The organism is Enterobacter cloacae complex sp. I2 (assembly GCF_014896205.1).
GTDB classification, from domain to species: Bacteria; Pseudomonadota; Gammaproteobacteria; order Enterobacterales; family Enterobacteriaceae; genus Enterobacter; species Enterobacter quasihormaechei.
Genome location: NZ_JADBRA010000004.1, coordinates 116,961 through 140,470 on the forward strand (window position 1 = coordinate 116,961; position 23,510 = coordinate 140,470).

21 protein-coding genes are annotated in these 23,510 nt (G+C 59.3%); 3 read left to right on the plus strand and 18 right to left on the minus strand.

Annotation, left to right across the window (positions count from 1 at the left end):
* Positions 1-7: 7 nt before the first annotated feature.
* Entirely contained in the window at positions 8-1,522 is a 1,515-nt protein-coding gene (locus IM300_RS04850) for a tripartite tricarboxylate transporter permease (RefSeq protein WP_063868219.1), read from the plus strand.
* Here IM300_RS04850 and menE read toward each other — a convergent pair whose 3' ends face one another.
* The 8 genes from menE to IM300_RS04890 all read right to left on the minus strand — a co-directional run bounded on the left by menE (position 1,523) and on the right by IM300_RS04890 (position 9,434).
* Positions 1,523-2,884: an o-succinylbenzoate--CoA ligase gene (menE, locus tag IM300_RS04855; RefSeq protein WP_193035541.1), complete on the minus strand. Its 1,362-nt coding sequence runs from the start codon at positions 2,882-2,884 to the stop codon at positions 1,523-1,525.
* Entirely contained in the window at positions 2,881-3,846 is a 966-nt protein-coding gene (gene menC / locus IM300_RS04860) for an o-succinylbenzoate synthase (protein WP_193035543.1), read from the minus strand. Before menC ends, menE begins: the two co-directional genes overlap by 4 nt.
* Positions 3,846-4,703, minus strand: a complete 858-nt coding sequence (menB, locus tag IM300_RS04865; protein ID WP_013098093.1) for a 1,4-dihydroxy-2-naphthoyl-CoA synthase — start codon at positions 4,701-4,703, stop codon at positions 3,846-3,848. Before menB ends, menC begins: the two co-directional genes overlap by 1 nt.
* Positions 4,700-5,476 (minus strand): 2-succinyl-6-hydroxy-2,4-cyclohexadiene-1-carboxylate synthase, encoded by a 777-nt coding sequence (gene menH, locus IM300_RS04870; RefSeq protein ID WP_193035545.1) that lies wholly within the window; start codon positions 5,474-5,476, stop codon positions 4,700-4,702. The genes menB and menH overlap by 4 nt, the downstream gene beginning before the upstream one ends.
* Entirely contained in the window at positions 5,473-7,143 is a 1,671-nt protein-coding gene (menD, locus tag IM300_RS04875) for a 2-succinyl-5-enolpyruvyl-6-hydroxy-3-cyclohexene-1-carboxylic-acid synthase (protein WP_063868211.1), read from the minus strand. The genes menH and menD overlap by 4 nt, the downstream gene beginning before the upstream one ends.
* An 88-nt stretch (positions 7,144-7,231) precedes the next feature.
* Positions 7,232-8,527 (minus strand): isochorismate synthase MenF, encoded by a 1,296-nt coding sequence (gene menF, locus IM300_RS04880; RefSeq protein WP_193035547.1) that lies wholly within the window; start codon positions 8,525-8,527, stop codon positions 7,232-7,234.
* An 86-nt stretch (positions 8,528-8,613) separates the two neighbouring features.
* The gene (gene elaB / locus IM300_RS04885; protein ID WP_063450380.1) at positions 8,614-8,919 is read right to left on the minus strand and encodes a stress response protein ElaB; all 306 of its coding nucleotides are present in this window, start codon (positions 8,917-8,919) and stop codon (positions 8,614-8,616) included.
* Positions 8,920-8,969: 50 nt separating this feature from the next.
* Entirely contained in the window at positions 8,970-9,434 is a 465-nt protein-coding gene (locus IM300_RS04890; RefSeq protein WP_131636546.1) for a GNAT family N-acetyltransferase, read from the minus strand.
* A gap of 71 nt (positions 9,435-9,505) precedes the next feature.
* Between IM300_RS04890 and rbn the strand changes: the two genes are divergently transcribed.
* Together rbn and IM300_RS04900 are read left to right on the plus strand one after the other, a co-directional pair.
* The gene (gene rbn, locus IM300_RS04895; RefSeq protein ID WP_131636545.1) at positions 9,506-10,423 is read left to right on the plus strand and encodes a ribonuclease BN; all 918 of its coding nucleotides are present in this window, start codon (positions 9,506-9,508) and stop codon (positions 10,421-10,423) included.
* A 64-nt stretch (positions 10,424-10,487) separates the two neighbouring features.
* On the plus strand, positions 10,488-11,492 hold the full coding sequence (locus IM300_RS04900) for a chemotaxis protein (RefSeq protein ID WP_193035549.1): 1,005 nt from the start codon (positions 10,488-10,490) through the stop codon (positions 11,490-11,492).
* A 99-nt stretch (positions 11,493-11,591) separates the two neighbouring features.
* Here IM300_RS04900 and nuoN read toward each other — a convergent pair whose 3' ends face one another.
* The 10 genes from nuoN to nuoE form a co-directional block, all read right to left on the minus strand.
* Positions 11,592-13,049: an NADH-quinone oxidoreductase subunit NuoN gene (gene nuoN, locus IM300_RS04905; RefSeq protein WP_063450384.1), complete on the minus strand. Its 1,458-nt coding sequence runs from the start codon at positions 13,047-13,049 to the stop codon at positions 11,592-11,594.
* 6 nt (positions 13,050-13,055) lie between these two features.
* Positions 13,056-14,585: an NADH-quinone oxidoreductase subunit M gene (gene nuoM / locus IM300_RS04910; protein WP_063450385.1), complete on the minus strand. Its 1,530-nt coding sequence runs from the start codon at positions 14,583-14,585 to the stop codon at positions 13,056-13,058.
* Positions 14,586-14,661: 76 nt separating this feature from the next.
* Complete coding sequence (nuoL, locus tag IM300_RS04915; RefSeq protein ID WP_193035551.1) at positions 14,662-16,503, minus strand: NADH-quinone oxidoreductase subunit L; 1,842 nt, start codon at positions 16,501-16,503, stop codon at positions 14,662-14,664.
* Positions 16,500-16,802 (minus strand): NADH-quinone oxidoreductase subunit NuoK, encoded by a 303-nt coding sequence (nuoK, locus tag IM300_RS04920; RefSeq protein ID WP_003861496.1) that lies wholly within the window; start codon positions 16,800-16,802, stop codon positions 16,500-16,502. Before nuoK ends, nuoL begins: the two co-directional genes overlap by 4 nt.
* Complete coding sequence (gene nuoJ / locus IM300_RS04925; RefSeq protein ID WP_006811379.1) at positions 16,799-17,353, minus strand: NADH-quinone oxidoreductase subunit J; 555 nt, start codon at positions 17,351-17,353, stop codon at positions 16,799-16,801. The genes nuoK and nuoJ overlap by 4 nt, the downstream gene beginning before the upstream one ends.
* A gap of 10 nt (positions 17,354-17,363) precedes the next feature.
* Positions 17,364-17,906 carry an NADH-quinone oxidoreductase subunit NuoI gene (gene nuoI, locus IM300_RS04930; RefSeq protein WP_002913152.1) on the minus strand — a complete coding sequence of 181 codons (543 nt, stop codon included), beginning with the start codon at positions 17,904-17,906 and terminating at the stop codon, positions 17,364-17,366.
* A gap of 14 nt (positions 17,907-17,920) precedes the next feature.
* Positions 17,921-18,898 carry an NADH-quinone oxidoreductase subunit NuoH gene (nuoH, locus tag IM300_RS04935; protein WP_022648828.1) on the minus strand — a complete coding sequence of 326 codons (978 nt, stop codon included), beginning with the start codon at positions 18,896-18,898 and terminating at the stop codon, positions 17,921-17,923.
* Positions 18,895-21,618, minus strand: a complete 2,724-nt coding sequence (gene nuoG, locus IM300_RS04940; RefSeq protein ID WP_193035553.1) for an NADH-quinone oxidoreductase subunit NuoG — start codon at positions 21,616-21,618, stop codon at positions 18,895-18,897. The genes nuoH and nuoG overlap by 4 nt, the downstream gene beginning before the upstream one ends.
* Positions 21,619-21,673: 55 nt before the next feature.
* Positions 21,674-23,011, minus strand: coding sequence for an NADH-quinone oxidoreductase subunit NuoF (gene nuoF, locus IM300_RS04945; protein ID WP_063450389.1), 1,338 nt, complete (start codon positions 23,009-23,011; stop codon positions 21,674-21,676).
* On the minus strand, positions 23,008-23,508 hold the full coding sequence (gene nuoE, locus IM300_RS04950) for an NADH-quinone oxidoreductase subunit NuoE (protein ID WP_006176513.1): 501 nt from the start codon (positions 23,506-23,508) through the stop codon (positions 23,008-23,010). Before nuoE ends, nuoF begins: the two co-directional genes overlap by 4 nt.
* Between the last annotated feature and the right edge of the window lie 2 nt (positions 23,509-23,510).

Below are 23,510 nucleotides of genomic sequence, written 5' to 3' on the forward strand. Positions count from 1 at the left end.
GCACGCTATGGATACCTGGATCTATCTCTCTCAGGGGTTCGCGGTAGCGATGACCCCGGAAAACCTGGTGATCGCCCTGATCGGCTGCTTCGTCGGGACCATCGTCGGCCTGCTGCCGGGCCTTGGCCCGATCAACGGCGTGGCGATTTTACTGCCGCTGGCCTTTGCCCTGCACCTGCCTGCGGAGTCGGCGCTGATCCTGCTGGCGACGGTGTACATCGGCTGCGAGTACGGCGGGCGAATTTCGTCGATACTGCTTAACGTGCCCGGCGATGCCGCCGCCATTATGACCGCGCTGGACGGCTACCCGATGGCGCAGCAGGGACGCGGCGGCGTGGCACTCTCAATTTCCGCCGTCAGCTCGTTCTTTGGCTCCCTGATCGCCATTGGCGGCATCATTTTGTTCGCGCCGGCGCTGGCCCAGTGGTCGCTGGCGTTTGGTCCTGCCGAGTATTTCGCGCTGATGGTATTCGCCATTGCCTGCCTCGGCAGCATGATGGCGCAGAACCCGCTTAAGTCATTTTTATCTGCGCTGATTGGCCTGGGGTTAGCCACCGTCGGCGTGGATGCCAACACCGGGGTTTACCGCTTTACCTTCGACAGCGTTCACCTCTCCGACGGCGTGCAGTTTATCGTCGTGGTGATTGGTCTGTTCTCCGTCTCAGAAATCTTGCTGATGCTGGAGCATACCAGCAGCGGGCAGACGCTGGTGCGTAAAACCGGACGTATGCTGTTCAATGCCAAAGAGGGGGCGCAGTGCGTGGGTGCCACCCTGCGGTCGTCGGTGATCGGTTTCTTTGTCGGCATTTTGCCAGGCGCCGGGGCAACCATCGCCAGCGCCATCACCTACATGACCGAGAAGAAGCTGAGCGGTAACAGCGACGGTTTCGGCAAAGGCGATATTCGCGGCGTGGCGGCGCCGGAGGCGGCCAATAACGCTTCGGCCTGTGGTTCGTTCATCCCGATGCTGACCCTCGGCGTGCCGGGTTCGGGCACCACGGCGGTGATGATGGGCGCGCTGACGCTCTATAACATCACCCCGGGGCCGGCGATGTTCACCGAGCAGCCGGATATCGTCTGGGGCCTGATTGCGGCGCTGCTGATCGCCAACGTGATGCTGCTGGTGATGAACATCCCGCTGATCGGCCTGTTTACGCGCATGCTGACCATTCCCCTGTGGTTCCTGGTTCCTGCCATCGCCGCCGTCTCTGCGGTTGGGGTGTACGCGGTGCACAGCACCACCTTCGACCTGGTATTGATGGTGCTGCTGGGGATCCTGGGCTACATCTTGCGCAAGATGCACTTCCCGATGTCGCCGCTGATTTTAGGGTTTGTGTTGGGGGAAATGCTGGAGCAGAACCTGCGCCGCGCGCTCTCCATCAGCAACGGCAACATGGCGATCCTGTGGGAGAGCAGCGTGACGAAGATCCTGCTGGCAATGGCGATTATGGTGATTGTCGTGCCGCCGGTGCTGCGCTGGGTCCGTCGTCGCCAGCACAAACCGCAGCCGGATATCGGCTGATTAGCCCTTCAGCAGGGCATTGACCCACTGCCTTAACGCCTGGCGGGAGATTTTAATCCCGCCATTTTTCAGTTCTGACGGCAGCACCAGCCAGTGCACCGGCTGCTCAAAGCGCGCCAGCCTGCCCTGAACCCACTCTGGCAACAGCGTGATATCCGTGCCCGGCTCACATTCCACTACCGCCACCGGTCGCTGCCCGTACTCGGCATTGTCCAGCGGAACGACAAACGCCTGGCTTACCTGCGGATGCGTAACGATGACGCGCTCCAGCGCTTCCGGCTGGATCCCTTCTCCGCCGCTGAAAAAGAGATTGTCCATGCGGCCCAGAACGGCCAGGCGGCCGTTATGCCACTCACCGCGATCGCGGGTGGCAAACCAGCCCTGCTCGTTGACCAGCGGCAGTAACGCGCCGTCCCGCCAGTAGCCCGCCGCCATGCTTTGTGCCCGGATCCAGATTTCACCGTTTACCACCTGCACCTCTCTGCCCGGCAGCGCGCGGCCCACGTCCGGCGCACCGTCGGCCTCTTTGGCGCAGACGGTGGAGGCGAACTCGGTCAGGCCATAGCCGCAGTAGGTCCGAATGCCCTGCTCGCGCGCCTGTTCGGTCAGCTCAACGGGGATTTCCGCCCCCCCGAGCAGCACGGCCTTCAGCGCGACGGGATGGTGTGAATTGAGCAGCCGCCACAGCTGCGTCGGCACCAGCGAGGCGTGGGTGCAGCCCTGGAGCGCCTGCTCCAGGGGCTGTTTTTCGCGCACGGTGAGGCGGCCTCCGCCCTGCAACCAGCGCCACAGAATCCCCTGACCGGAGACGTGAAAAAGCGGCAGGGACAACAGCCAGTCGTCATCACCGCCGTAAGGCATCAGGGACAGCACGCCTCGTGCGCTGGCAAGGTGGGCAGCACAGGTATGCACCGCTGCTTTTGGCAGGCCGGTGGAGCCGGAGGTGAGCGTCATTGAGGCCAGACGTTCAGCCCGCCACGTCACGCTGGCAAGCTCCTCGCCCTCTCTCAACGCCAGCGCGGGCAGACCGTCATACTCACCGTTAAGCACCAGCGCAAAGCGCAGCGTCATCTGCGGCAGGAGAACGTCCAGCAGCGGGCGGGGAAGCTGAGGGTTTACCGGCAAAATGCGGGCACCGCACTGAAGCAGGGCCAGCCAGGCCAGCAGCGTGCGCGGATGGTTGTGGGCGAGGAGCATGACGCCGTCGCCCTCCCTGACGCCCTGAGCCTGAAAACCGGCGGCCAGACGATCGATACGCTTGCACAGCTGAGACCAGCTGTGCGTGACATCGTCTAAACGCAGCGCGGGTTTATCACCACTCCGGGCGCGCCAGTGCCGCCACGGCCAGTCGTTAAAGCTCATCGCAACGGCTCCAGCGCCCCGACGTCAAGGCACGGTAAGGTGCTGTCCGGCCACGGGCGAAGCAGCTGCGCCTGCATCAGGCTCAGCGTATCAAGGCCGGGTACAGTCTCTGGCGTTAACCAGGCGGCAATGCGCGCCAGCTGCGTCAGCCCGAGGCTCGATTCTATGGACGAGCTGATCACCGCCGTCATCCCCAGCGCATGGGCGGCTGCAACCTGCTCGCGCACCTTGTCGAGGCTGCCGGTCAGCGTTGGCTTAATCACCACGGCGCTGACGCCCGGTTCGGCGGCAAACGTGAAATCGGCTTCGCGCAGGCTCTCATCCCAGGCGATAGCAATGCCGGTTTCCCGGGCAAAGGCACGGGACTCGTCGCGCGTTTTGCACGGCTCTTCGAGAAACGCGATGCGGCTGCGGTACGCCGGGTTGACGTACTTCGCAAACTGCTGCGCCTTCAGCGGCGTCCAGGCGCGGTTGGCGTCCAGCCGCAGGTGTAGATCGGGAATGGCTTCCAGCAGCAGGTTGACGACCATCCCGTCGCGCACCGCTTCGTACAGGCCAACCTTAATTTTCGCCACCTTCTCGCCCGGCATCGCGGAGAGCAGCGCGAAGAGTTCATCCGGATCGCCGGTACAGAGCGGCGCGGCGCGATAGTTCGCCGCGTCCGGCAAACTGCCGTCCAGCTCGGCCAGCGCACAGCTGATGCCGAACGCGGCGGAAGTAACGTCCGGCAGTGCCGGAGCCACCCCCTCGCGCCATTGGTGCGTCCAGGCCATCAGCGCCGCCTGCGCCTCGTCCAGCGTTTCCAGGCTAAAGCCCGGAAGCGGGGCGATTTCGCCCCACCCTTCCCGCTCGCCCTGCCGGAGGTGCACAAAAAGTCCGTCACGGGTTTTTAACCGCCGTTCACGCAGCACCACGCCCGCGTCCATCGGTATCTGCCAGCGGTAAACCTGCGCGCGACGCATTACGGGTTCCGTTTGTATTTGCTGAAGTCTGGCTGGCGTTTTTCGTTGAACGCGTTGCGCCCTTCCTGACCCTCTTCGGTCATGTAGAACAGCATGGTGGCGTTACCCGCCAGCTCCTGAAGACCCGCCTGACCGTCACAGTCCGCGTTCAAGGCCGCCTTAAGGCAGCGCAGCGCCATTGGGCTGTTTTGCAGCATTTCGCGACACCAGCGCACGGTCTCTTTTTCAAGATCGGCGATCGGCACCACGGTGTTAACCAGCCCCATATCCAGCGCTTCCTGGGCGTTGTACTGACGGCACAGGAACCAGATTTCTCGGGCTTTTTTCTGCCCGACGATGCGCGCCATGTAGGAAGCGCCCCAGCCGCCGTCAAAAGAGCCCACTTTCGGGCCGGTCTGGCCGAAGATGGCATTTTCCGCCGCGATAGTCAGGTCACACATCATGTGCAGCACGTGACCGCCACCGATGGAGTACCCTGCTACCATCGCCACGACCGGTTTCGGACAGGTGCGGATCTGGCGCTGGAAATCCAGCACGTTCAGGTGGTGCGTGCCCGCATCATCCTGGTATCCGCCGTAGTCGCCACGCACTTTCTGATCGCCGCCGGAGCAGAAGGCTTTCTCGCCTTCACCGGTCAGAACGATAACGCCGATATTGTCGTCGTAGCGGGCATCCGCCAGCGCCTGGATCATCTCTTTGACGGTCAGTGGACGAAACGCGTTGCGCACCTGCGGACGGTTGATGGTGATTTTGGCGATACCGTCGGCGGATTTGTGGTAACGAATGTCGGTGTAGCCTTCGGAGCAGTCCTGCCATTCAACCGGCGCGTAGAGCATGTTTTCATCAGGATAGATCATAGCGTGTCCTTTGTTCGATGACGCAGTATCTGAGCCAGACTCGCGGCAACTGCATCCGGGTTCTCCCGGTGGGCGTTGTGTCCGGCATGGGGGATAGCATGGCGCGTGGCGTTGAGTTCAGCGGCAAGGGCTTTGAACTTCTCATCACGTTCGCCATAGAGAAAGTTAAAAGGAAAATCACGCGCGGTGAGCGCGGGACGTAAATCAGGCTGAACGGCAAGCGAGGTGGCTTCCAACATATCAGCCAGCCTCGGGCCGTTGTTCCGGCTGCGCAGCGCGATCAACGCCTTGCGCTGTTCCTCCGTAAGGGAGGCAAAGACCGGCTGTTGATACCAGTCTGTAAAGACAGCTTCCAGCGGCTCGCTGCGAAAACGTGACGCCCAGCGTCGGTCAGAGATCAGCCGCGCCTGACGCGCATCGGTATCTTGCAGGCCCGGGTGTCCACCCTCCACAATCACCCCGTCTAACCCCGCAAGGTGCTGGCAGGCATGAAACATCGCAATGCGGCCGCCGAGGGAGTACCCCACCAGCCAGTAGTTTAGTATGTTGTAACTAATAAAAGTGTGCGTGAGCAACTCGCTCATCTCTGCAAACCCCGCCACGCCCGTCTCCGCTGAACCACCGTGTCCGGGCAGGTCAAGGTAGAGCCGGGGATAGTCATCCAGCGACGCCCCAACGGTCTGCCACTCGTGACAGTCGCCGGAAAAGCCGTGCAGGAAAACCAGCCAGGGGTAGCCTGGTTTTCCGCGCTGAGTGACGCCTGCGAGGATCACAGGTGGCTCACCTGCGCCAGCAGATGTTGCAGCTTCTGCGCGCCGTCCGAATCGTTAACCACCAGCTCAATCAGCGTTGCGCCGGGCTGTCGCCAGGCGGCGTTCAGCGCCGTTTCCAGCGCGTCCCAGCTTTCCGGGCGATGGTACTTAAGGCTGAACATGGCGGCGGCGTGTTCGAACTGCACGTTTTGCGGCATCAGATAGAAGCGCTCACGTTCGCTTTGCGGCGTCGGCAGCAGGGAGAAAATCTGCCCGCCGTTGTTGTTAACGACAATCAGCACGAAAGGAGCCGACGCCTGACGCAGAAGCGCCAGCGCGTTGAGATCGTAGAGGGCTGAGAGATCGCCTACTATCGCCAGCGTGGATTTCGCGCTGGCCCGCTGTACGCCCGCCGCGGTGGAGATCAGACCGTCAATACCGCTCGCCCCCCGGTTGCTGTACACCGGGTAACCTGCGGGCAGCTTCGAGAAGGCGTCAATCAGGCGCACCACCAGGCTGTTGCCGACAAAAAGTTGCCCCTGCTCGGGAAGGTATTTGCGGATACGGTGCGCCAGACCGGCTTCACTGAACGCCTCGCACTGCGCTTTGGTGAGCTCCCACGCCTGACGCGAAAGTTCGGGGATCTCAACCGCCCAGGGCTTACGTTTTTCCGCCGGATGAAGCTCCAGCCAGCGCTCAACGTCGCTGACCAGCCTGCGACCGCGATGGTGCGCCGGGTCAAGGCGTCCTTCGAGCGGATCCACCAGCCAGTACTCTTCCGGCGTGCAGGTGGCCTGCCACTGGAGCAGGCGCTTGCCCGTCAGGCTCGATCCCAGCTGGACGACAATCTGCGCCTGCGCAAGCTCGGTGACCGCCTTCGCGTTCCCCAGCCAGAGGTCCGCGCAGGGCAGCGGCTGGCCCGTCTGGGAAAGCACGTCGCCAATCAGCGGCCAGCCAAGCGTGTGGGCCCACTCCGCCGCCAGCCTGCCTTCCGCCGCGCTCATCCGCCCGGCAATGACCACGCCGCGCTTCTGACGCCAGAAGAACCAGTCGCGCTGTTTCGCGCTTTCCAGATGCGTCTGCTCGCGCAGCCACGGTTTTTCGCTTTCCCACCAGTCGCCGAGCTGCTGCTGCCAGGCGAGGCCGGTATCGTTCATTTCGCCGTACAGCGGCTCGGCAAACGGACAGTTGATGTGCAGCCCGCCGCTGCGCAGCGCGTTCATGGCGTGGTCCAGGGTAGAAACCAGCCAGCTGGCAGGAATATCCTGCGTGGGGCGCGGCAGCGAAACCGTCCGTGACGGATGCGAGGCAAACATGCCGGGCTGACGAATCGCCTGGTTAGCGCCGCAGTCAATAAGTTCAGGGGGACGATCGGCGGTGAGTAAAATCAGCTTTTCGCCGGTTAACCCCGCTTCAATCAGCGCCGGATAGAGGTTCGCCACCGCCGTGCCGGAGGTGACTATCACCGCCACGGGCGCTTTGCTGACTTTCGCCAGGCCGAGCGCCAGATGACCGAGCCCACGCTCGTCAAAATGGGTGTGATGAATAAAAGCCCGGTTTTCCGCCGCAGCAAGGGTGAGCGGCGTGGAGCGAGAGCCCGGGGCAATACACACGTGCCTGACGCCATGCCGGGTCAGGGCTTCAAGGATCACCGTCGCCCAGCGTCGGTTAAAAGAACTTACTGACATGAGATTGTCCAGTATCAAGAATGCGACACAGTATAAATAATAGAAAAAGTCAGAATTTTGATATGAATCGGGATTGCACGAATCAGTATTAATCCTTCAGGAGAAGGGAACGCAGCCCGGCGGCTTTGTTTTCGATCTCCTGCCACTCCTGTTCCGGATCGGAGCCGCTGACGATGCCCGCCCCTGCATAAAGACGCAGCGCGGCGTCGTGAACGCGGGCGGAGCGTAATGCCACGCAGAATTCACTTTGATCGACCGACAAATAGCCCGCCGAACCCGCGTACCACTCCCGGTCAAACGGCTCCACTTTCTCAATAAATTCTCGCGCCGCCTGACGCGGCAGCCCGGCCACCGCCGCCGTCGGTTGCAGAATATGCAAACACTGCTCGTCGTCAGCGTGTTTGAGTTCGGTCCAGATACAGCGGCGTAAATGCTGCACCTTGCGCAGACGCAGCACCTGGGCAGGCAGGATCTCCAGCGTCCGGGTCTGGTGCTGAAGACGCTGACAGATATCTTCCACCACCAGCATATTTTCCCGCTGATTTTTGTCGTCGTTCATCAGCCAGTCCCCCAGACGCTGGGCCTGCTTATCGTCAGAATGGCTGGCAACGGTGCCTGCCAGCGCTTCGGTGCGCAGCAGCGTGCCGCGTCGCCGCCACAGGCGCTCGGGGGTCGAGCCAAGAAACGCGTTGTCGGCATCGAAGACCATGCAAAAATGATAGCAGTTGAGGTTCAGCGCGCGGCTGGCGGCCATCAGCGCAATGGCGTCTACGGGCTGCCGGCACTGCACATCGGTGGCGCGTGCGAGCACCACTTTCTCGACGTCGCCGCGAGCAATGGTATCCGTTGCCTGACGGATCAGTGCCAGCCATTCCGGTTTTTCTGGATGATGGGTTTCCTGCTCAATCTGAACGGACAGCGGGCGGATCGGCGCGGCGTCGCGCAGGTTATCGACAAAACTCAATGCCACACGGGCATCTTCGCGCAGCGAGGTTTCGCTCCACAGTTGCAGGCGCAGCGTGGCGACACCGGCAGACCGTCGCCAGAGAAGACGCGGTAAAAACAGCGTGCCCTGCACCGGATTGAAGGCGTTCAGGCCGCAGATACGGGTGTCATTTGCCACGGCATGGGTGTGCAGGAACCGGGAAGCCGAGGCCAGAGAATCAAAATGAGCGAGGCTTCCCAGCGCGGCAAGTTCTTCATCACCGCTGCGCTGTTGCCAGTAAAACTGGGGATAGCTTCGCTGCACGCCCAGCCAGGCCAGGGGATCGAAGGCATCGTTTAACGGGAAAGAGACGTCGAAATGACGGAAACCGGGTGTATCAGGCAACGCTTGCGCAAGCTGGGTGCGCAGGCTTTGCAGCGCGAGGAAAATCGAGTGCACGCGAACCTCTCCCTGTTAAAACCTTATATTATACGGGGTACTGACAATAAATAGCAGTACCCACGTGTAGGGAGGGGTTTATCGGCTTAACGGCGGGCTAACAGTAGACCCAGCACCAGCCCTACGGCTGCACCGACGCCAATACCCTGCCACGGTTTTTCATGCACATAATCGTCGGCACGATACACCGCCTGTTTGGCGCGGTAGTAGTAGTTGTCGGACGCGTTACTGACGCGGTTTTTAACGTCATGCAGCGCCTGCTCGGCGCGGGCTTTAAGCTCAATGTACTTCTGATCGGCAGGATCGCCTGAAGAGCGCAGCACTTCTTCCAGCGTTTCGCTTAGCAGCGTCAGGTCGTCGTCTGCTCGGGTTTCCCAGGATTGAAATGACATATTTTTCTCCATGTTAGTACACCAGTCCGATAACTATAGACAACGTCTCGCTATTGCGCCTGTTTCGCTTCGCGCGCCATGCCAACATGGGGGATGCCATCTTCGTCATAAACCCCGGTGACCGCGCTAAAGCCAAAATGGGCATAGAAAGATTGCAAATGCGCCTGTGCGCCCAGGTATAACGCCTTGTCTGGCCACTGTTTTTGGCATGCTTCCAGCGTCTTTTCCATCAGCTGATAGCCCAGCTTTTCACCGCGCGCGCTGCCGCTGACGATGACGCGACCAATGACGACAGGGTCAAAATCGTCGTCGCTTTTCAGAATCCTCGCATACGCCACCAGCTCGTTATTCCGCCAGCCGAGGATGTGCCGGTTCTCGCCGATTAAGTCATCGCCGTCGATATCCTGATACGGGCAGGTTTGTTCAACCACGAAGACTTCGCAGCGCAGCTTGAGCAGGGCGTAGAGTGACTGCACGGTCAGTTCGCTGTGGTGTAGATCTTGCCACTGGATCATGTGTTTCTCCTTCCTGGGGTTCATCACGTTATACTAAACCTCTTCCCATTGGGCAAAGGGCTGATTGCGTTATGGAACTGATTTTTCTGGGTACGTCCGCCGGCGTGCCAACCCGCTCACGAAACGTGACGGCAATTCTGCTGGATCTTAAGCATCCTACCCGGGGTGGGCTGTGGCTGTTTGACTGCGGTGAGGGCACGCAGCACCAGCTGCTGCACACCTCATATCACCCAGGGAAAGTGGATAAAATATTTATTACGCATCTGCACGGCGATCATCTTTTCGGCCTGCCGGGCCTGCTGTGCAGCCGTTCAATGGCGGGTAACGCCAACCCGCTGACGATTTATGGCCCTGCGGGCATTCAGGAATTTGTTGAAACCACGCTGCGCCTGAGCGGCTCGTGGACCGACTATCCGCTGGAGGTGATTGAGATAGCCGAAGGCCAGGTGTTCGACGACGGTGATTATCGGGTGCACGCTTACCCGCTTAACCATCCGGTGGAATGCTACGGCTATCGCATTGAGGAGCACGATAAGCCCGGCGCGCTGAACGCCGCCGCGTTGCGGGCCGATGGCGTTATGCCCGGCCCGCTGTTCCAGCGCCTTAAGCTTGGTGAAACCGTCACGCTGGACGACGGGCGCGTCATTAACGGTCAGGATTACCTCGCGCCGCCGCAGCCGGGCAAAAAACTGGCTATTTTTGGTGATACCGCCCCCTGCCCTTCGGCACTTCGGCTTGCCGGGGGCGTGGACGTGATGGTGCACGAGGCGACGCTGGAAGCGGCGATGGAAGAGAAAGCCAACAGCCGGGGGCACAGCTCAACGCGTCAGGCGGCGCGGCTGGCGCGTGAGGCTGGCGTTGGGAAACTGATTGTCACGCACGTCAGTTCACGCTATGACGTCCGCGGCTGTGAAAGCCTGCTGGCAGAGTGTCGGGAGGTGTTTCCCGCCTGCGAGCTGGCGGAAGATTTCGCTCAGGTCAGCGTTTAGTCCTTTATTTTTCCCTCAGGATGCCGATAACGATTAAAAGGCCAGCATTTCTCTTGAGGGTAGAATGGATAATTTCCAGAAAGATATTGATGACAGAGCGAATCTCACCCTGTCCAACCGTTTTGAACTGTTGCTGTTCCGTCTTGGCACCTCTCTGAACGAAAATAAATCCGAGCTGTTCGGTATCAACGTGTTCAAATTGCGCGAAATTGTGCCGATGCCGACCTTCACCAAACCCGCGGGCATGAAGTCGCCGCTGATGGGGATGGTAAACATTCGCGACCAGGTGATCCCGGTGATCGATCTGGCCGCCGTCGCTGGCTGCAAGCCAACCACCGGGCTGAACATTCTGCTGATCACCGAATATGCCCGCAGCGTGCAGGCCTTCGCCGTGGAATCGGTGGAGAACATTATGCGTCTTGACTGGAAGCAGGTGCACGCCGCCGAAACCGCCGTCAGCGGTCGCTATATCACCAGCATTGCCTGCCTGGATGACAAGACCGACACCAACGATCTGGCGATGGTGCTGGACGTGGAACAGATCCTGTATGACATCACCCCGGCGAATCACGATCTGCACGCCACCCATCTGGAAACCACCAAATTCAACATCAAGCCAGGCTCTGTCGCGATTGTTGCAGAAGACTCGAAGGTGGCGCGTTCGATGCTGGAGAAAGGATTGCAGGCGATGGAGATCCCGGCTCAGCTGCATATCACCGGCAAAGACGCATGGGAGAAAATCACCCAGCTGGCCGCGCAGGCGCAGGCTGAGGGCGTCCCCGTCACCGACAAGATCGCTCTGGTATTAACCGACCTCGAAATGCCGGAGATGGATGGCTTTACGCTGACGCGCAAAATTAAAACCGACCCGATCCTGAAGGATATTCCGGTGGTGATCCACTCGTCCCTTTCCGGCAACGCCAACGAAGATCATATTCGCAAAGTGAAGGCGGACGGCTATGTGGCGAAGTTTGAGCTGAACGAGCTGTCGTCGGTGATTGAGGAAGTGCTGGAGCGGTCGATGAAGAAGATTGAGGGGCCGTTGATTAGCCGGAAGCAGCTGGCTTAGTCGGGTAGCGCTACGCTTACCCGACCTACAAAATCCGCAGGCCCTGCAAGCGTAGCGCCGCTGGGCAATAAAAAACCCGCCGAGGCGGGTTTTTTGTTTTTACATCAGCGGCATCGCGCGCTGAACAATCTCAATCAGCGGCTGCGGATAGATACCGAAGATCAGCACCAGCAGCGCGGAGATGAGCACCACAATCCCGCCGGCGCTGTACTGCCAGTTGGATGGTGCATCGCGGTTGAGCTGCTGAGGTGCGCTCAGGTACAGGCTCACCGCTACGCGCAGGTAGTAATAGAGACCAATCGCGGAGCCGATAACGACACCGGCAGTCAGCCACCACAGACCCGCCTGCACACCGACGGCCAGCACGTAGAACTTACCGATAAAGCCCAGCGTCATCGGGATACCCGCCAGCGAGAGCATCATCACGGTCATTACCGCCGACAGAATCGGACGGTGCCAGAACAGACCACGGTAGGAGAACAGGGAATCTGCATCCGGACCACGGTACGGGCTGGACATCAGGCTCACCACGCCGAAGGCGCCGAGGCTGCTGAACAGGTAACCGGCCAGATACACACCCACGGTTTCCATCGACATCTCGCCGCTTTGCAGCGCAATCAGCGCCACCAGCAGGTAGCCCAGATGGGAGATTGAGGAGTAGCCCAGCAGACGCTTGATGTTGGTCTGGCTCAGCGCCATCAGGTTACCGAAGATGATGGACACGAACGCGATAATGCCCAGCACCACGCGAACCGCTTCGCTGTCACCCACCGGCGCGTACAGGAACAGACGCATAACCACGCCGAAGATAGCGATTTTACTCGCCGTCGCCAGGAAGGTAGAGACCGGTGCAGGCGCACCCTGGTATACGTCTGGCGTCCACAGGTGGAACGGCACCAGAGAAAGCTTGAAGCCAAGGCCAACAATCATCATGCCCAGACCCGCCAGCAGCAGCGGCTCGTGCATCATGCCGTCGCCGAGGCTCTTGCCGAGTGCCATGAACGAGAGGTTACCCGTCTGCGCGTACAGCAGCGCAATACCGAACAGCAGGAACGACGACGCGGCAGCAGACAGAATGGTGTACTTGATTGCCGCTTCCAGCGAGCGTTTCTGGCGGAAGGCGTAACCAATCAGGCCGAACAGCGGCAGTGAGATCAGCTCAATGCCGAGGAACAGCGCGGCCATGTGGTTCGCGTTCGCCAGCAGAATGCCGCCCAGCGCGGCAATCAGTACCAGCAGGTAAAACTCTTCTTTGTTGTCGTTGTAACCTTCCAGCCACGGGTATGCAAAGGTACAGGTTGCCAGGCTCGCCAGCAGCACCAGACCGGTGTAGAGCATGGCGTAGCCGTCAACGCGCATCAGCGGCGTGACGTCCATCGCGCCCGCCTGGCCAACAAACCAGAGGGAGACTAACGCAGCGTTCAGACCCAGAACGGACAGGGTCGCATTCAGGAAGTGATTGCGTCGCCACGCAATGGAGAGCATCACAACCACCACCGTCAATCCGACGATCAGCAGCGGTAGCAGCGCGATCAGTTGTTGTGGAGTTATTGTCATGGCGAATTACGGCCTTGTAGTAGAAGCAGAATTAACAAACCACTGCTGGATGTTACCCATCGCGCTGTGCGAGGTATCCAGAATCGGCTGCGGATAGAAGCCCAGCAGCACCAGCAGTACGACCAGCAGCAGGATGATGAACAGCTCGCGCAGCGACATCCCCGGCAGTTCTTGTGCAGCAATTTCGCTCTTCGCTTTACCGAAGTATGCGCGGTGCAGCATCGCCAGTGAGTACACGGACGCGAACACCAGACCGAAGGTAGAGATGACGGTAATCATCGGAACCACCTTGAAGCTGCCGAACAGGATCATAAACTCGCCGACGAAGTTACCGGTACCCGGCATACCCAGCGTTGCCACCGCGAAGAACATGGAGAGCGCAGGCAGCCATTTCATTTTGCCCCACAGGCCGCCCATCATGCGCATGTCGCGGGTGTGCAGACGCTCATAGAGCTGACCGCACAGGATAAAGAGACCGGCAGCGGACAGGCCGTGCGCAATCATCTGGATCACCGCGCCCTGGTACGCCAGCTGGCTGCCGGTGTAGATGGCAATCAGCACGAAGCCCATGTGGGAAACGGAGGTGTACGCAATCAGACGTTTGATGTCGTACTGCGTGAAGGCCATCCACGCGCCGTAGAAGATACCGATAACGCCCAGCCACATGGCAATCGGCGCGAACTCTGCGGAGGCGTTCGGGAACAGCGGCAGGGAGAAGCGCAGCAGACCGTAGGCCGCGGTTTTCAGCAAGATACCCGCCAGGTCAACGGAACCCGCCGTTGGCGCCTGTGAGTGCGCGTCCGGCAGCCAGCCGTGCAGCGGTACTACCGGCATTTTCACCGCGAAGGCGATGAAGAAGCCCAGCATCAGCAGGTATTCCACGCCGTGGGACATCGGGGTCTTCAGCAGATCTTCATAGTTGAAGGTCCAGACGCCGGTGGCGTTGTAATGCACAAACACCAGCGCCAGGATGGCAATCAGCATCACCAGACCGCTCGCCTGGGTATAGATGAAGAACTTGGTGGCCGCCGTGATACGCGTTTTACCGTCGGAGGCCTTGTGGCCCCACAGCGCGATCAGGAAGTACATCGGCACCAGCATCATCTCCCAGAAGAAGAAGAACAGGAACATGTCGATGGCCAGGAACACGCCGATTACGCCACCCAGGATCCACATCAGGTTCAGGTGGAAGAAGCCCTGGTATTTTTCGATTTCTCGCCAGGAACACAGTACCGCCAGAACGCCGAGCAGACCGGTCAGTACCACCATCAGCAGCGACAAACCGTCAATCGCAAGGTGGATCGTGATACCGAAACGGGGGATCCACGGCAGAATGAACTCAGACTGCCACTGCGGAAGGCCCGCAGACTGAGTCAGTGAGTAGCCACCCTGCAACCACAGTTGCAGGCCAAGCGCGAGCGTCAATCCCATGGTGATCAGCGCGATCCAGCGCGGCATCTTCACGCCAAAGCGTTCAGTCTGCCAGCACAGGAAGCCGCCGATGAAGGGAATTAATATTAGCCAGGGTAGTAACATGGCGATTTATATTCCTTTTTAAGGCCCCCAACAGGGGCCTGATTTTCAACGAATTCGAATAAAATTCACTTAACGATCAACGCAACACCATCAGCAGCGCCAGTACAACAACCGCACCGATGCTCATGGACGCCACATACCAGCGCAGATAACCGTTCTCGCTGAACAGCAGGCCTTTACCTGCAAAGCGAGAGAGGATCGCCGGGATATTCATCAGGCTGTTCAGTGGATCGCGCTTCAGCAGCCACGCAATGCCCAGGAACGGCTTCACGAAGATCATGTCGTACAGCCAGTCGAAGCCCCACGCGTTGTACCACCAGGTACCCAGCAGACGGCCCGGCGCGCTGTTGGCAACGGCGGTCACCAGCGTGCGTTTGCCCAGCCACAGCCATGCGGCAATCAGAATGCCCGCAATTGCGACCACGCCAGAGGTAATTTCAAGCGTCAGAACGCGACCGTGATCAAGCTCGGTTGTCGCCGGCAGTACGCCCTGCAACGGTGGCACAATCATCGCGCCAACGAAGGTGGAGAGGACCAGCAGCACAATCAGCGGCAGGTGATGGGTGATCCCCTTCCCTGCGTGAGCGTGAATTTGTTCTTTACCGTGGAATACGATGAAAATCATACGGAAGGTATACAGGGAGGTCATGAACGCACCGACCAGACCCGCAACCATCAGATTGATATGACCATTCGCCATGGCCCCCGCAAGGATTTCGTCCTTACTGAAGAAGCCCGCGGTAACCAGCGGCAGTGCCGCCAGCGCCGCGCCGCCCACCAGGAAGCAGACATAGACCAGCGGGATGGACTTACGCAGTCCGCCCATTTTGAAGATGTTCTGCTCGTGGTGGCAGGCCAGGATCACCGAACCGGATGAGAGGAACAGCAGCGCTTTAAAGAACGCGTGCGTCATCAGGTGGAAAATGGCTGCGTCCCACGCCTGAACGCCCAGCGCCAGGAACATGTAACCAATCTGGCTCATGGTGGAGTAGGCGAGAACGCGCTTGATGTCGGTCTGCACCAGTGCGGCAAAGCCTGCCAGCACCAGTGTAACCGCACCGACGATACCCACCAGATGCAGAATTTCCGGGGTCATCAGGAACAGGCCATGGGTACGCGCAATCAGGTAGACACCGGCGGTAACCATGGTCGCGGCGTGGATCAGCGCGGAGACAGGGGTTGGACCCGCCATCGCGTCGGCCAGCCATGTCTGCAACGGCAGCTGCGCGGATTTACCCACGGCGCCGCCAAGCAGCATCAGCGTTGCCCACCACAGCATGTTGTTGCCTGCTTCGAAGTGCGCCGGCGCCAGTTCCACCATTTCGCGGAAGTTCAGCGTGCCCAGTTCGTTGTAGAGAATGAACAGCGCGAAAGCGAGGAACACGTCACCCACGCGGGTCACGACGAACGCTTTCATGGCCGCTGCGCCATTCTTCGGATCGGTGTAGTAGAAACCGATCAGCAGGTAAGAGCACAGGCCCACGCCTTCCCAGCCCAGATACATCAGCAGCAGGTTATCGGCCAGCACCAGAACGACCATGCTGGCGATAAACAGGTTGGTGTAGGCGAAGAAGCGGGAATATCCCTCTTCACCGCGCATATACCAGGAGGCGAACATGTGGATCAGGAAGCCCACGCCGGTGACCACAGAGAGCATGGTCAGAGACAGACCATCCAGCACCAGGTTAAAACCGATGTTGAAGTTACCGACCGACATCCAGTTCCACAGCGGTACGCTGTAGGCCTGACGCCCGTTGTTAAAGAAGTCGATACCCGCATACGCTGTGACCAGCGCCGACAGGCCGATAGCGCCAATGCCCACGGTCGCGGACAGATTCTCAGACCAGCGGCCGCGAGAAAATGCCAGCAGCACGAAGCCAATCAGCGGAAAAATAATGGTTAAGGCAAGCATGTTCATCCACGCAACTCACTTACTGAATCGATGTTCAGGTTCTGGCGGCGACGATGGAGCTGTAGCAACAGCGCCAGGCCAATACTCGCTTCAGCAGCCGCGAGGCTGATGGCGAGAATGTACATCACCTGACCATCGGTCTGGCCCCAGTAGCTGCCGGCGACCACGAAGGCCAGCGCGGAAGCGTTGATCATGATTTCCAGACCGATCAGCATAAACAGCAGATTGCGGCGGATAACCAGACCGGTTAAGCCCAGAACGAATAAAATCGCAGCGAGGATCAGTCCATGTGTTAAGGGGATCATGCGCGTTCCTCCGTTTTTCTTTTCGCGCGGTCGTCAGTGCGGTTGCTCAGCACCTCGCCAGCACGCTCTTCGCGGCCAACGTGGAAGGCCACAACCAGACCCGCCAGCAGCAGCATTGAGGCCAGCTCAACCGCCAGAACGTACGGACCAAACAGGGTGATACCCACGGCTTTCGCGCTGATTGGCGTTCCGTCGATCCCCTGGTCGTTGACGCCCAGAATGGCGTAAACAATGACCGCCAGCATAATGGCCGACAAAATTGCCGGGCCGATCCACACCTGCGGTTTCAACCACTGACGTTCCTGCTCAATTTCAGAGCCGCCCAGGTTCAGCATCATCACTACGAACACGAACAGCACCATGATGGCCCCGGCGTAGACGATGATTTCCAGCGCACCGGCGAAGTGCGCGCCCAGCGCAAAGAACACCCCGGAAATGGCCAGCAGCGAAATGATCAAGTACAGCAGCGCATGCACCGGATTGGTGTGCGTGATCACTCGCAGCGTAGCCAGGATGGCGATAAGGCCACAGATATAAAAAGCGAATTCCATTGCCCTCTCCTTACGGTAACAGGCTCTTGACGTCGATAGGCTTAGCTTCGTTCTCTGCTTCGCCTTTATCTTTGCCGTCGATTGCCATACCCGCCATCCGGTAGAAGTTATATTCCGGGTATTTGCCCGGACCGGAAATCAGCAGATCCTCTTTCTCGTACACCAGATCCTGACGCTTGTACTCACCCAGCTCGAAGTCCGGAGTCAGCTGAATCGCCGTGGTTGGGCACGCTTCTTCACACAGACCGCAGAAAATGCAGCGTGAGAAGTTGATGCGGAAGAATTCCGGATACCAGCGGCCGTCAACCGTCTCCGCTTTTTGCAGAGAGATACAGCCCACCGGACACGCTACCGCACACAGGTTACAGGCAACGCAGCGCTCGGCACCGTCCGGGTCGCGCGTCAGCACGATACGGCCACGGTAGCGCGGCGGCAGATATACCGGCTCTTCCGGGTACATCCGGGTTTCGCGTTTAGCAAACGCGTGCAGGCCGATCATCCAGATACTGCGTACCTGGGTGCCGAAACCTACCAATAATTCTTTTAAGGTCATGATCTCAAAGCCCCTTATGGCTGCTGCCAGAGAATGACAGCCGCCGTTACCAACAAGTTGACGAGCGTCAGCGGCAGGCACACTTTCCAGCCGAAGGACATTACCTGGTCATAACGCGGACGCGGTAAGGACGCACGAATCAAAATGAACATCATCATGAAGAACGCGGTTTTCAGCGCGAACCAGATGAACGGCGGTAAGAACGGGCCATGCCAGCCACCAAAGAACAGCGTTACCATCAACGCGGAAATGGTGACGATACCGATGTACTCGCCCACGAAGAACAGACCGAACTTCATGCCGGAATATTCGATGTGGTAACCGTCGGCCAGTTCCTGTTCGGCTTCTGGCTGGTCAAACGGGTGACGGTGACACACCGCCACACCCGCGATAGCAAAGGTCACAAAACCAAAGAACTGCGGGATAACGTTCCAGATGTCGGCCTGGTTGTTGACGATGTCGGTCATGTTGAATGAACCGGCCTGCGCCACCACGCCCATCAGGGAGAGCCCCAGGAACACTTCGTAGCTCAGCGTCTGCGCGGAAGCACGCATCGCGCCCAGCAGCGAGTATTTGTTGTTACTGGACCAGCCTGCAAACAGCACCGCGTAGACCGCGAGGCCTGCCATCATCAGGAAGAACAGAATGCCGATGTTCAGGTCAGCGACAACCCAGGTCGGGCTGACGGGAACAATAGCAAACGCCAGCAGCAGCGAGGTGAAGGCGATCATCGGTGCCAGCGTAAAGATCACGCGGTCCGAGAAGCGCGGAACCCAGTCCTCTTTGAAGAACATCTTGATCATGTCCGCCACCAGCTGGAGTGAACCACCCCAGCCCACGCGGTTCGGTCCGTAACGGTTCTGGAACAGACCGAGAAGACGACGTTCACCAAAGCTCATGAACGCGCCGCAGGTGACGACCACCAGCAGAATCACAACCGCTTTCAGAATGCTCAGCAGGATATCGATAAGATCCGGCGTTAACCAACTCATGCTTTTGCCTCCTGAAGGTTATCAAGATGCGCACCCGCCAGAACCGGCGCGATGCCAGGCATCCCCATCGGCAGACCCACCTGCCCTGCTGACAGACGTTCAGAAATAATCAGCGGCAGGCTGATGGTCTGGCCGTCGTAGCTAAAGGCAATGTTCGCACCCGCGTTCACGCCAAGCTTCGCGGCATCCGCTGGGTTGAGCTTGATGTACGGCTGCGGCATACGCTGCTGGAATACCGGAGAACGCTGAGACATTTCATCGCTACCGAACAGGTGGTAGTACGGCGCAATACGCCACTGACCTTCCTGAGCCTGGAAGCTCGCCGGAACGGTAGTGAAGAAGTCCAGACCGGTTTCGGAGGCTTCAATCAGACGTACGCCCGGATCGCCGTGGCGCAGGTGACCGCCCACTTCAGCCTGGAACTTGTTCCATGCCTGCGGCGAGTTCCAGCCCGGTGCCCATGCAAACGGGATTTGCGAACGCGGCGCAGACGGCTGGTTGTTCCCTTCCATCGAGAAGGCAAACATGGTGTCTTTATCCTGCGGCTGGCGCGGTTCGTGCACGCTGATGTTGGCACGCATCGCGGTACGACCGCTGTAGCGGTGCGGTTCACGCGCCAGTTTCTGACCGCGAATGCGGAAGCTTGCGTCAGGCGCGGCGTCTTTAATACCCGCCAGCTGAGGCAGTTTCTCAACAACCGCGTCGATAACGTGGTCGAGCTGCGTCCAGTCCATTTCACGGCTCTGCACGGTGCTGTGCAGGGAGTGCAGCCAGCGCCAGCTTTCCAGCATTACGGTGTTGCTGTCGTAGTACGCCGGGTCATAAACCTGGAAGAAACGCTGTGCGCGGCCTTCGTTATTGATAACCGTACCGTCACTTTCTGCAAAGCTTGCCGCAGAGAGTACCAGGTGCGCTTTGTCCATGATCGCGGTGCGCTGATGGTCAATGACCATCACCAGCGGCGCTTTGGAGAGCGCTGCGTCAACGCGTGCGGCAGACGCGTGGCGATGCAGGTCATTTTCCAGCACCACAACGGCGTCAGCGGCACCGGATTCCAGTTCGCTTAACGCTTCTTCCAGCGAGCCGCCGCCAATCATGCCCAGACCGATGCTGTTTACCGCACGGGCAATCATGGTCACACCGACGTCAGCGCCGCGGCCTTTCAGGGCTTTGGCAACGTTCGCGGCGGCCTGAATGATTTCAGCGCTTCCGGCGTTGGTACCGGAGATGATCAGCGGTTTTTTCGCACCTGCGAGGGCCTGAACAATCACGTCGACCTTGTTTTGCAGGTCGCGATCCAGTTCAACGGCCGGAGAGTTGCTGTCCAGCGCGTGGGCAATGGCAAAGCCCAGTCGCGCCTGGTCTTCAACCGGCGCGCAGTAGGTCCACGCGGCGATATCGTCCAGACGGGTGTTGTCAACGTTAGTTACAAACAGAGGATGTTTCGCGCGCTGGCCGATGTTGAGGATCGCCGCAATCTGCCAGTCAGCCACTTTCTGCGCCGCTGCCATTTCACGTGCTTTACCCTTCACCGCCTGACGAACCGCCAGAGCCGCGCGGGCGCCGGTCTGCGTCAGGTCTTCACCCAGCACCAGAACCGCATCATAGGATTCGATTTCGCGAAGCGCAGGCGTATGAACGCCGCCTTCACGCAGCACCTTCAGCACCAGCTGGAGACGTTCCTGCTCGCCCTGAGCGATCCCGGTATAGAAGTTTTCCGCACCCACCAGCTCGCGCAGCGCAAAGTTGCTTTCGATGCTGGCGCGCGGGGAGCCGATGCCGATCACTTTCTTCGACTGGCGCAGAATATCTGCCGCGCCCTGCATCGCCTGCTCGGCGTTGAGGGTGATGACGTCGTCGCCACGGCGCTGAACCGGCTGACGCGGACGGTCTTTCAGGTTCACGTAGCCATAGCCGAAACGACCGCGGTCGCAGAGGAAGTAGTGGTTAACGGTACCGTTGTAACGGTTTTCGATACGACGCAGTTCGCCGTAACGCTCGCCCGGGCTGGTGTTACAGCCGAGGGAACACTGCTGGCAGATGCTTGGCGCAAACTGCATGTCCCATTTACGGTTGTAGCGCTCGGAGTGGGTTTTATCCGTGAATACGCCGGTCGGACAGATTTCTACCAGGTTACCGGAGAATTCGCTCTCGAGCGTACCGTCTTCCGGACGACCGAAGTAGACGTTGTCGTGCGCGCCATACACGCCCAGATCCTGACCGTCTGCGTAGTCTTTGTAGTAACGCACGCAGCGGTAGCAGGCGATGCAGCGGTTCATTTCGTGCGAGATGAACGGCCCCAAATCCTGGTTACGGTGGGTACGCTTGGTAAAGCGATAGCGACGGAAGCTGTGACCGGTCATGACGGTCATATCCTGAAGGTGGCAGTTACCGCCCTCTTCACAAACCGGACAGTCGTGCGGGTGGTTGGTCATCAGCCACTCCACCACGCTTTCACGGAACTGTTTGGCTTCTTCGTCATCAATCGAAATAAAGGTGCCTTCGGCGGCTGGCGTCATACAGGACATCACCAGGCGACCACGCGTGTCTTCCGCGTTTTGATATTGCTTCACCGCACACTGGCGGCAAGCACCGACGCTGCCCAGCGCCGGATGCCAGCAAAAGTACGGAATATCGAGGCCAAGCGACAGACAAGCTTCCAGCAGGTTGTCCGCCCCGTTGACTTCGTATTCTTTGCCGTCTACATGAATCGTAGCCATTAGCATGCTTCCAGTTGGCTCAGTCGAAACCGAGCGTTAATCAAAATTCTTGTCGTTACCAGCGCGCTTTCAGCAGGTTCGGCTGAATACCATTGATCGAATGGGTATTGCTGAACGGCTGCTTGATGCCTGCTTCGAATTCGTCGCGGAAATATTTAATCGCGCTTTGCAGTGGCTCGACGGCACCCGGTGCGTGGGCGCAGAAGGTTTTACCTGGCCCCAGGAATCGACACAGTTGCTCAAGTGTCTCGATATCGCCCGGCTGACCTTCGCCACGCTCGATAGCACGCAGGATCTTCACGCTCCACGGCAGACCGTCACGGCACGGTGTACACCAGCCGCAGGACTCACGGGCGAAGAACTCTTCAAGGTTACGCACCAGCGATACCATGCCGATCTCGTGGTCGACGGCCATCGCCAGCGCCGTACCCAGACGGCTGCCCGCTTTGCCAATGCTTTCGAACTCCATTGGCAGATCAAGGTGGGCTTCGGTCAGGAAGTCCGTCCCCGCCCCGCCCGGCTGCCAGGCTTTGAATTTCAGGCCATCGCGCATGCCGCCTGCGTAGTCTTCAAGAATTTCGCGTGCGGTGGTGCCAAACGGCAGTTCCCAGACGCCAGGGTTCTTCACGCGCCCGGAGAAGCCCATCAGCTTGGTACCCGCATCTTTGCTTGAGGAGATGCCCTGATACCACTCCACGCCGTTCGCGAGGATAGCCGGGACGTTACACAGGGTTTCGACGTTGTTGACGCAGGTCGGTTTACCCCATACGCCGGAGCTTGCCGGGAACGGTGGCTTGGAACGCGGGTTCGCACGGCGACCTTCCAGGGAGTTAATCAGCGCGGTTTCTTCCCCGCAGATATAACGCCCGGCACCGGTGTGCACGAACAGTTCGAAGTCAAACCCGGTGCCCAGGATGTTTTTACCCAGAAGGCCGGCTTCGGTGGCTTCGGCAATGGCGCGACGCAGGTTTTCAGCCGCTTCGATATACTCACCGCGCAGGAAGATGTAGCCACGGTACGCTTTCAGCGCGAACGCGGAAATCAACATGCCTTCCACCAGCAGGTGCGGCAGTTGCTCCATCAGCAGACGGTCTTTATAGGTGCCCGGCTCCATTTCATCGGCGTTACACAGCAGATAACGGATGTTCATGGATTCATCTTTTGGCATCAGGCTCCACTTCAGACCGGTGGAGAAGCCCGCACCGCCGCGCCCTTTCAGGCCAGCGTCTTTTACTGCGTTTACGATCTCATCCGGCGCCATGCCGCCAAGGGCCTTACGCGCGCCGGCGTAGCCGTTTTTGCTCTGATATTCATCGAGCCATACCGGCTGTTTATCATCGCGCAGACGCCAGGTCAGCGGATGCGTCTCAGCAGTACGAATTACAGTTTTCATTTGTACTGCTCCAGCAGGTCAGGAATCGCTTCCGGCGTCAGATGGCTGTGAGTGTCCTCATCAATCATCATGGTCGGCCCCTTGTCGCAGTTACCCAGGCAGCAGGTTGGCAGCAGAGTAAAGCGTCCATCGAACGTGGTCTGGCCCGGCTTGATATTGAGCTTTTTCTCAATCGCAGCCTGAATGCCCTGATAGCCGGTAATGTGGCAGACGACGCTGTCACAGTAGCGGATCACATGGCGGCCTACCGGCTGACGGAAGATCTGGCTGTAGAACGTGGCTACGCCCTCTACGTCACTTGCCGGAATGCCCAGCACTTTTGCGATCTCGTAGATCGCCCCATCCGGCACCCAACCACGCTGTTTCTGTACGATTTTCAGCGCTTCAATGGACGCCGCACGCGGGTCTTCGTAGTGGTGCATCTCGTGCTCAATGGCGGCACGCTCTGCTTCACTCAGCTCAAAAGCCTCGGTTTGTGGTTGTTGATTCTCGTGCATAA

Bases quoted from the DNA above. Each gene is read 5' to 3' on its own strand.
- menB (WP_013098093.1), bottom strand. From the start codon at position 4,703: ATGATCTATCCTGATGAAAACATGCTCTACGCGCCGGTTGAATGGCAG.
- IM300_RS04890 (WP_131636546.1), bottom strand. From the start codon at position 9,434: ATGATCCAGTGGCAAGATCTACACCACAGCGAACTGACCGTGCAGTCA.
- menD (WP_063868211.1), bottom strand. From the start codon at position 7,143: ATGTCAGTAAGTTCTTTTAACCGACGCTGGGCGACGGTGATCCTTGAA.
- IM300_RS04900 (WP_193035549.1), top strand. From the start codon at position 10,488: ATGGATAATTTCCAGAAAGATATTGATGACAGAGCGAATCTCACCCTG.
- menC (WP_193035543.1), bottom strand. From the start codon at position 3,846: ATGCGTCGCGCGCAGGTTTACCGCTGGCAGATACCGATGGACGCGGGC.
- nuoF (WP_063450389.1), bottom strand. From the start codon at position 23,011: ATGAAAACTGTAATTCGTACTGCTGAGACGCATCCGCTGACCTGGCGT.
- menE (WP_193035541.1), bottom strand. From the start codon at position 2,884: ATGAGCTTTAACGACTGGCCGTGGCGGCACTGGCGCGCCCGGAGTGGT.
- elaB (WP_063450380.1), bottom strand. From the start codon at position 8,919: ATGTCATTTCAATCCTGGGAAACCCGAGCAGACGACGACCTGACGCTG.
- IM300_RS04850 (WP_063868219.1), top strand. From the start codon at position 8: ATGGATACCTGGATCTATCTCTCTCAGGGGTTCGCGGTAGCGATGACC.
- nuoL (WP_193035551.1), bottom strand. From the start codon at position 16,503: ATGAACATGCTTGCCTTAACCATTATTTTTCCGCTGATTGGCTTCGTG.
- rbn (WP_131636545.1), top strand. From the start codon at position 9,506: ATGGAACTGATTTTTCTGGGTACGTCCGCCGGCGTGCCAACCCGCTCA.
- nuoN (WP_063450384.1), bottom strand. From the start codon at position 13,049: ATGACAATAACTCCACAACAACTGATCGCGCTGCTACCGCTGCTGATC.
- nuoH (WP_022648828.1), bottom strand. From the start codon at position 18,898: ATGAGTTGGTTAACGCCGGATCTTATCGATATCCTGCTGAGCATTCTG.
- nuoM (WP_063450385.1), bottom strand. From the start codon at position 14,585: ATGTTACTACCCTGGCTAATATTAATTCCCTTCATCGGCGGCTTCCTG.
- nuoI (WP_002913152.1), bottom strand. From the start codon at position 17,906: ATGACCTTAAAAGAATTATTGGTAGGTTTCGGCACCCAGGTACGCAGT.
- nuoE (WP_006176513.1), bottom strand. From the start codon at position 23,508: ATGCACGAGAATCAACAACCACAAACCGAGGCTTTTGAGCTGAGTGAA.
- nuoK (WP_003861496.1), bottom strand. From the start codon at position 16,802: ATGATCCCCTTAACACATGGACTGATCCTCGCTGCGATTTTATTCGTT.
- nuoJ (WP_006811379.1), bottom strand. From the start codon at position 17,353: ATGGAATTCGCTTTTTATATCTGTGGCCTTATCGCCATCCTGGCTACG.
- nuoG (WP_193035553.1), bottom strand. From the start codon at position 21,618: ATGGCTACGATTCATGTAGACGGCAAAGAATACGAAGTCAACGGGGCG.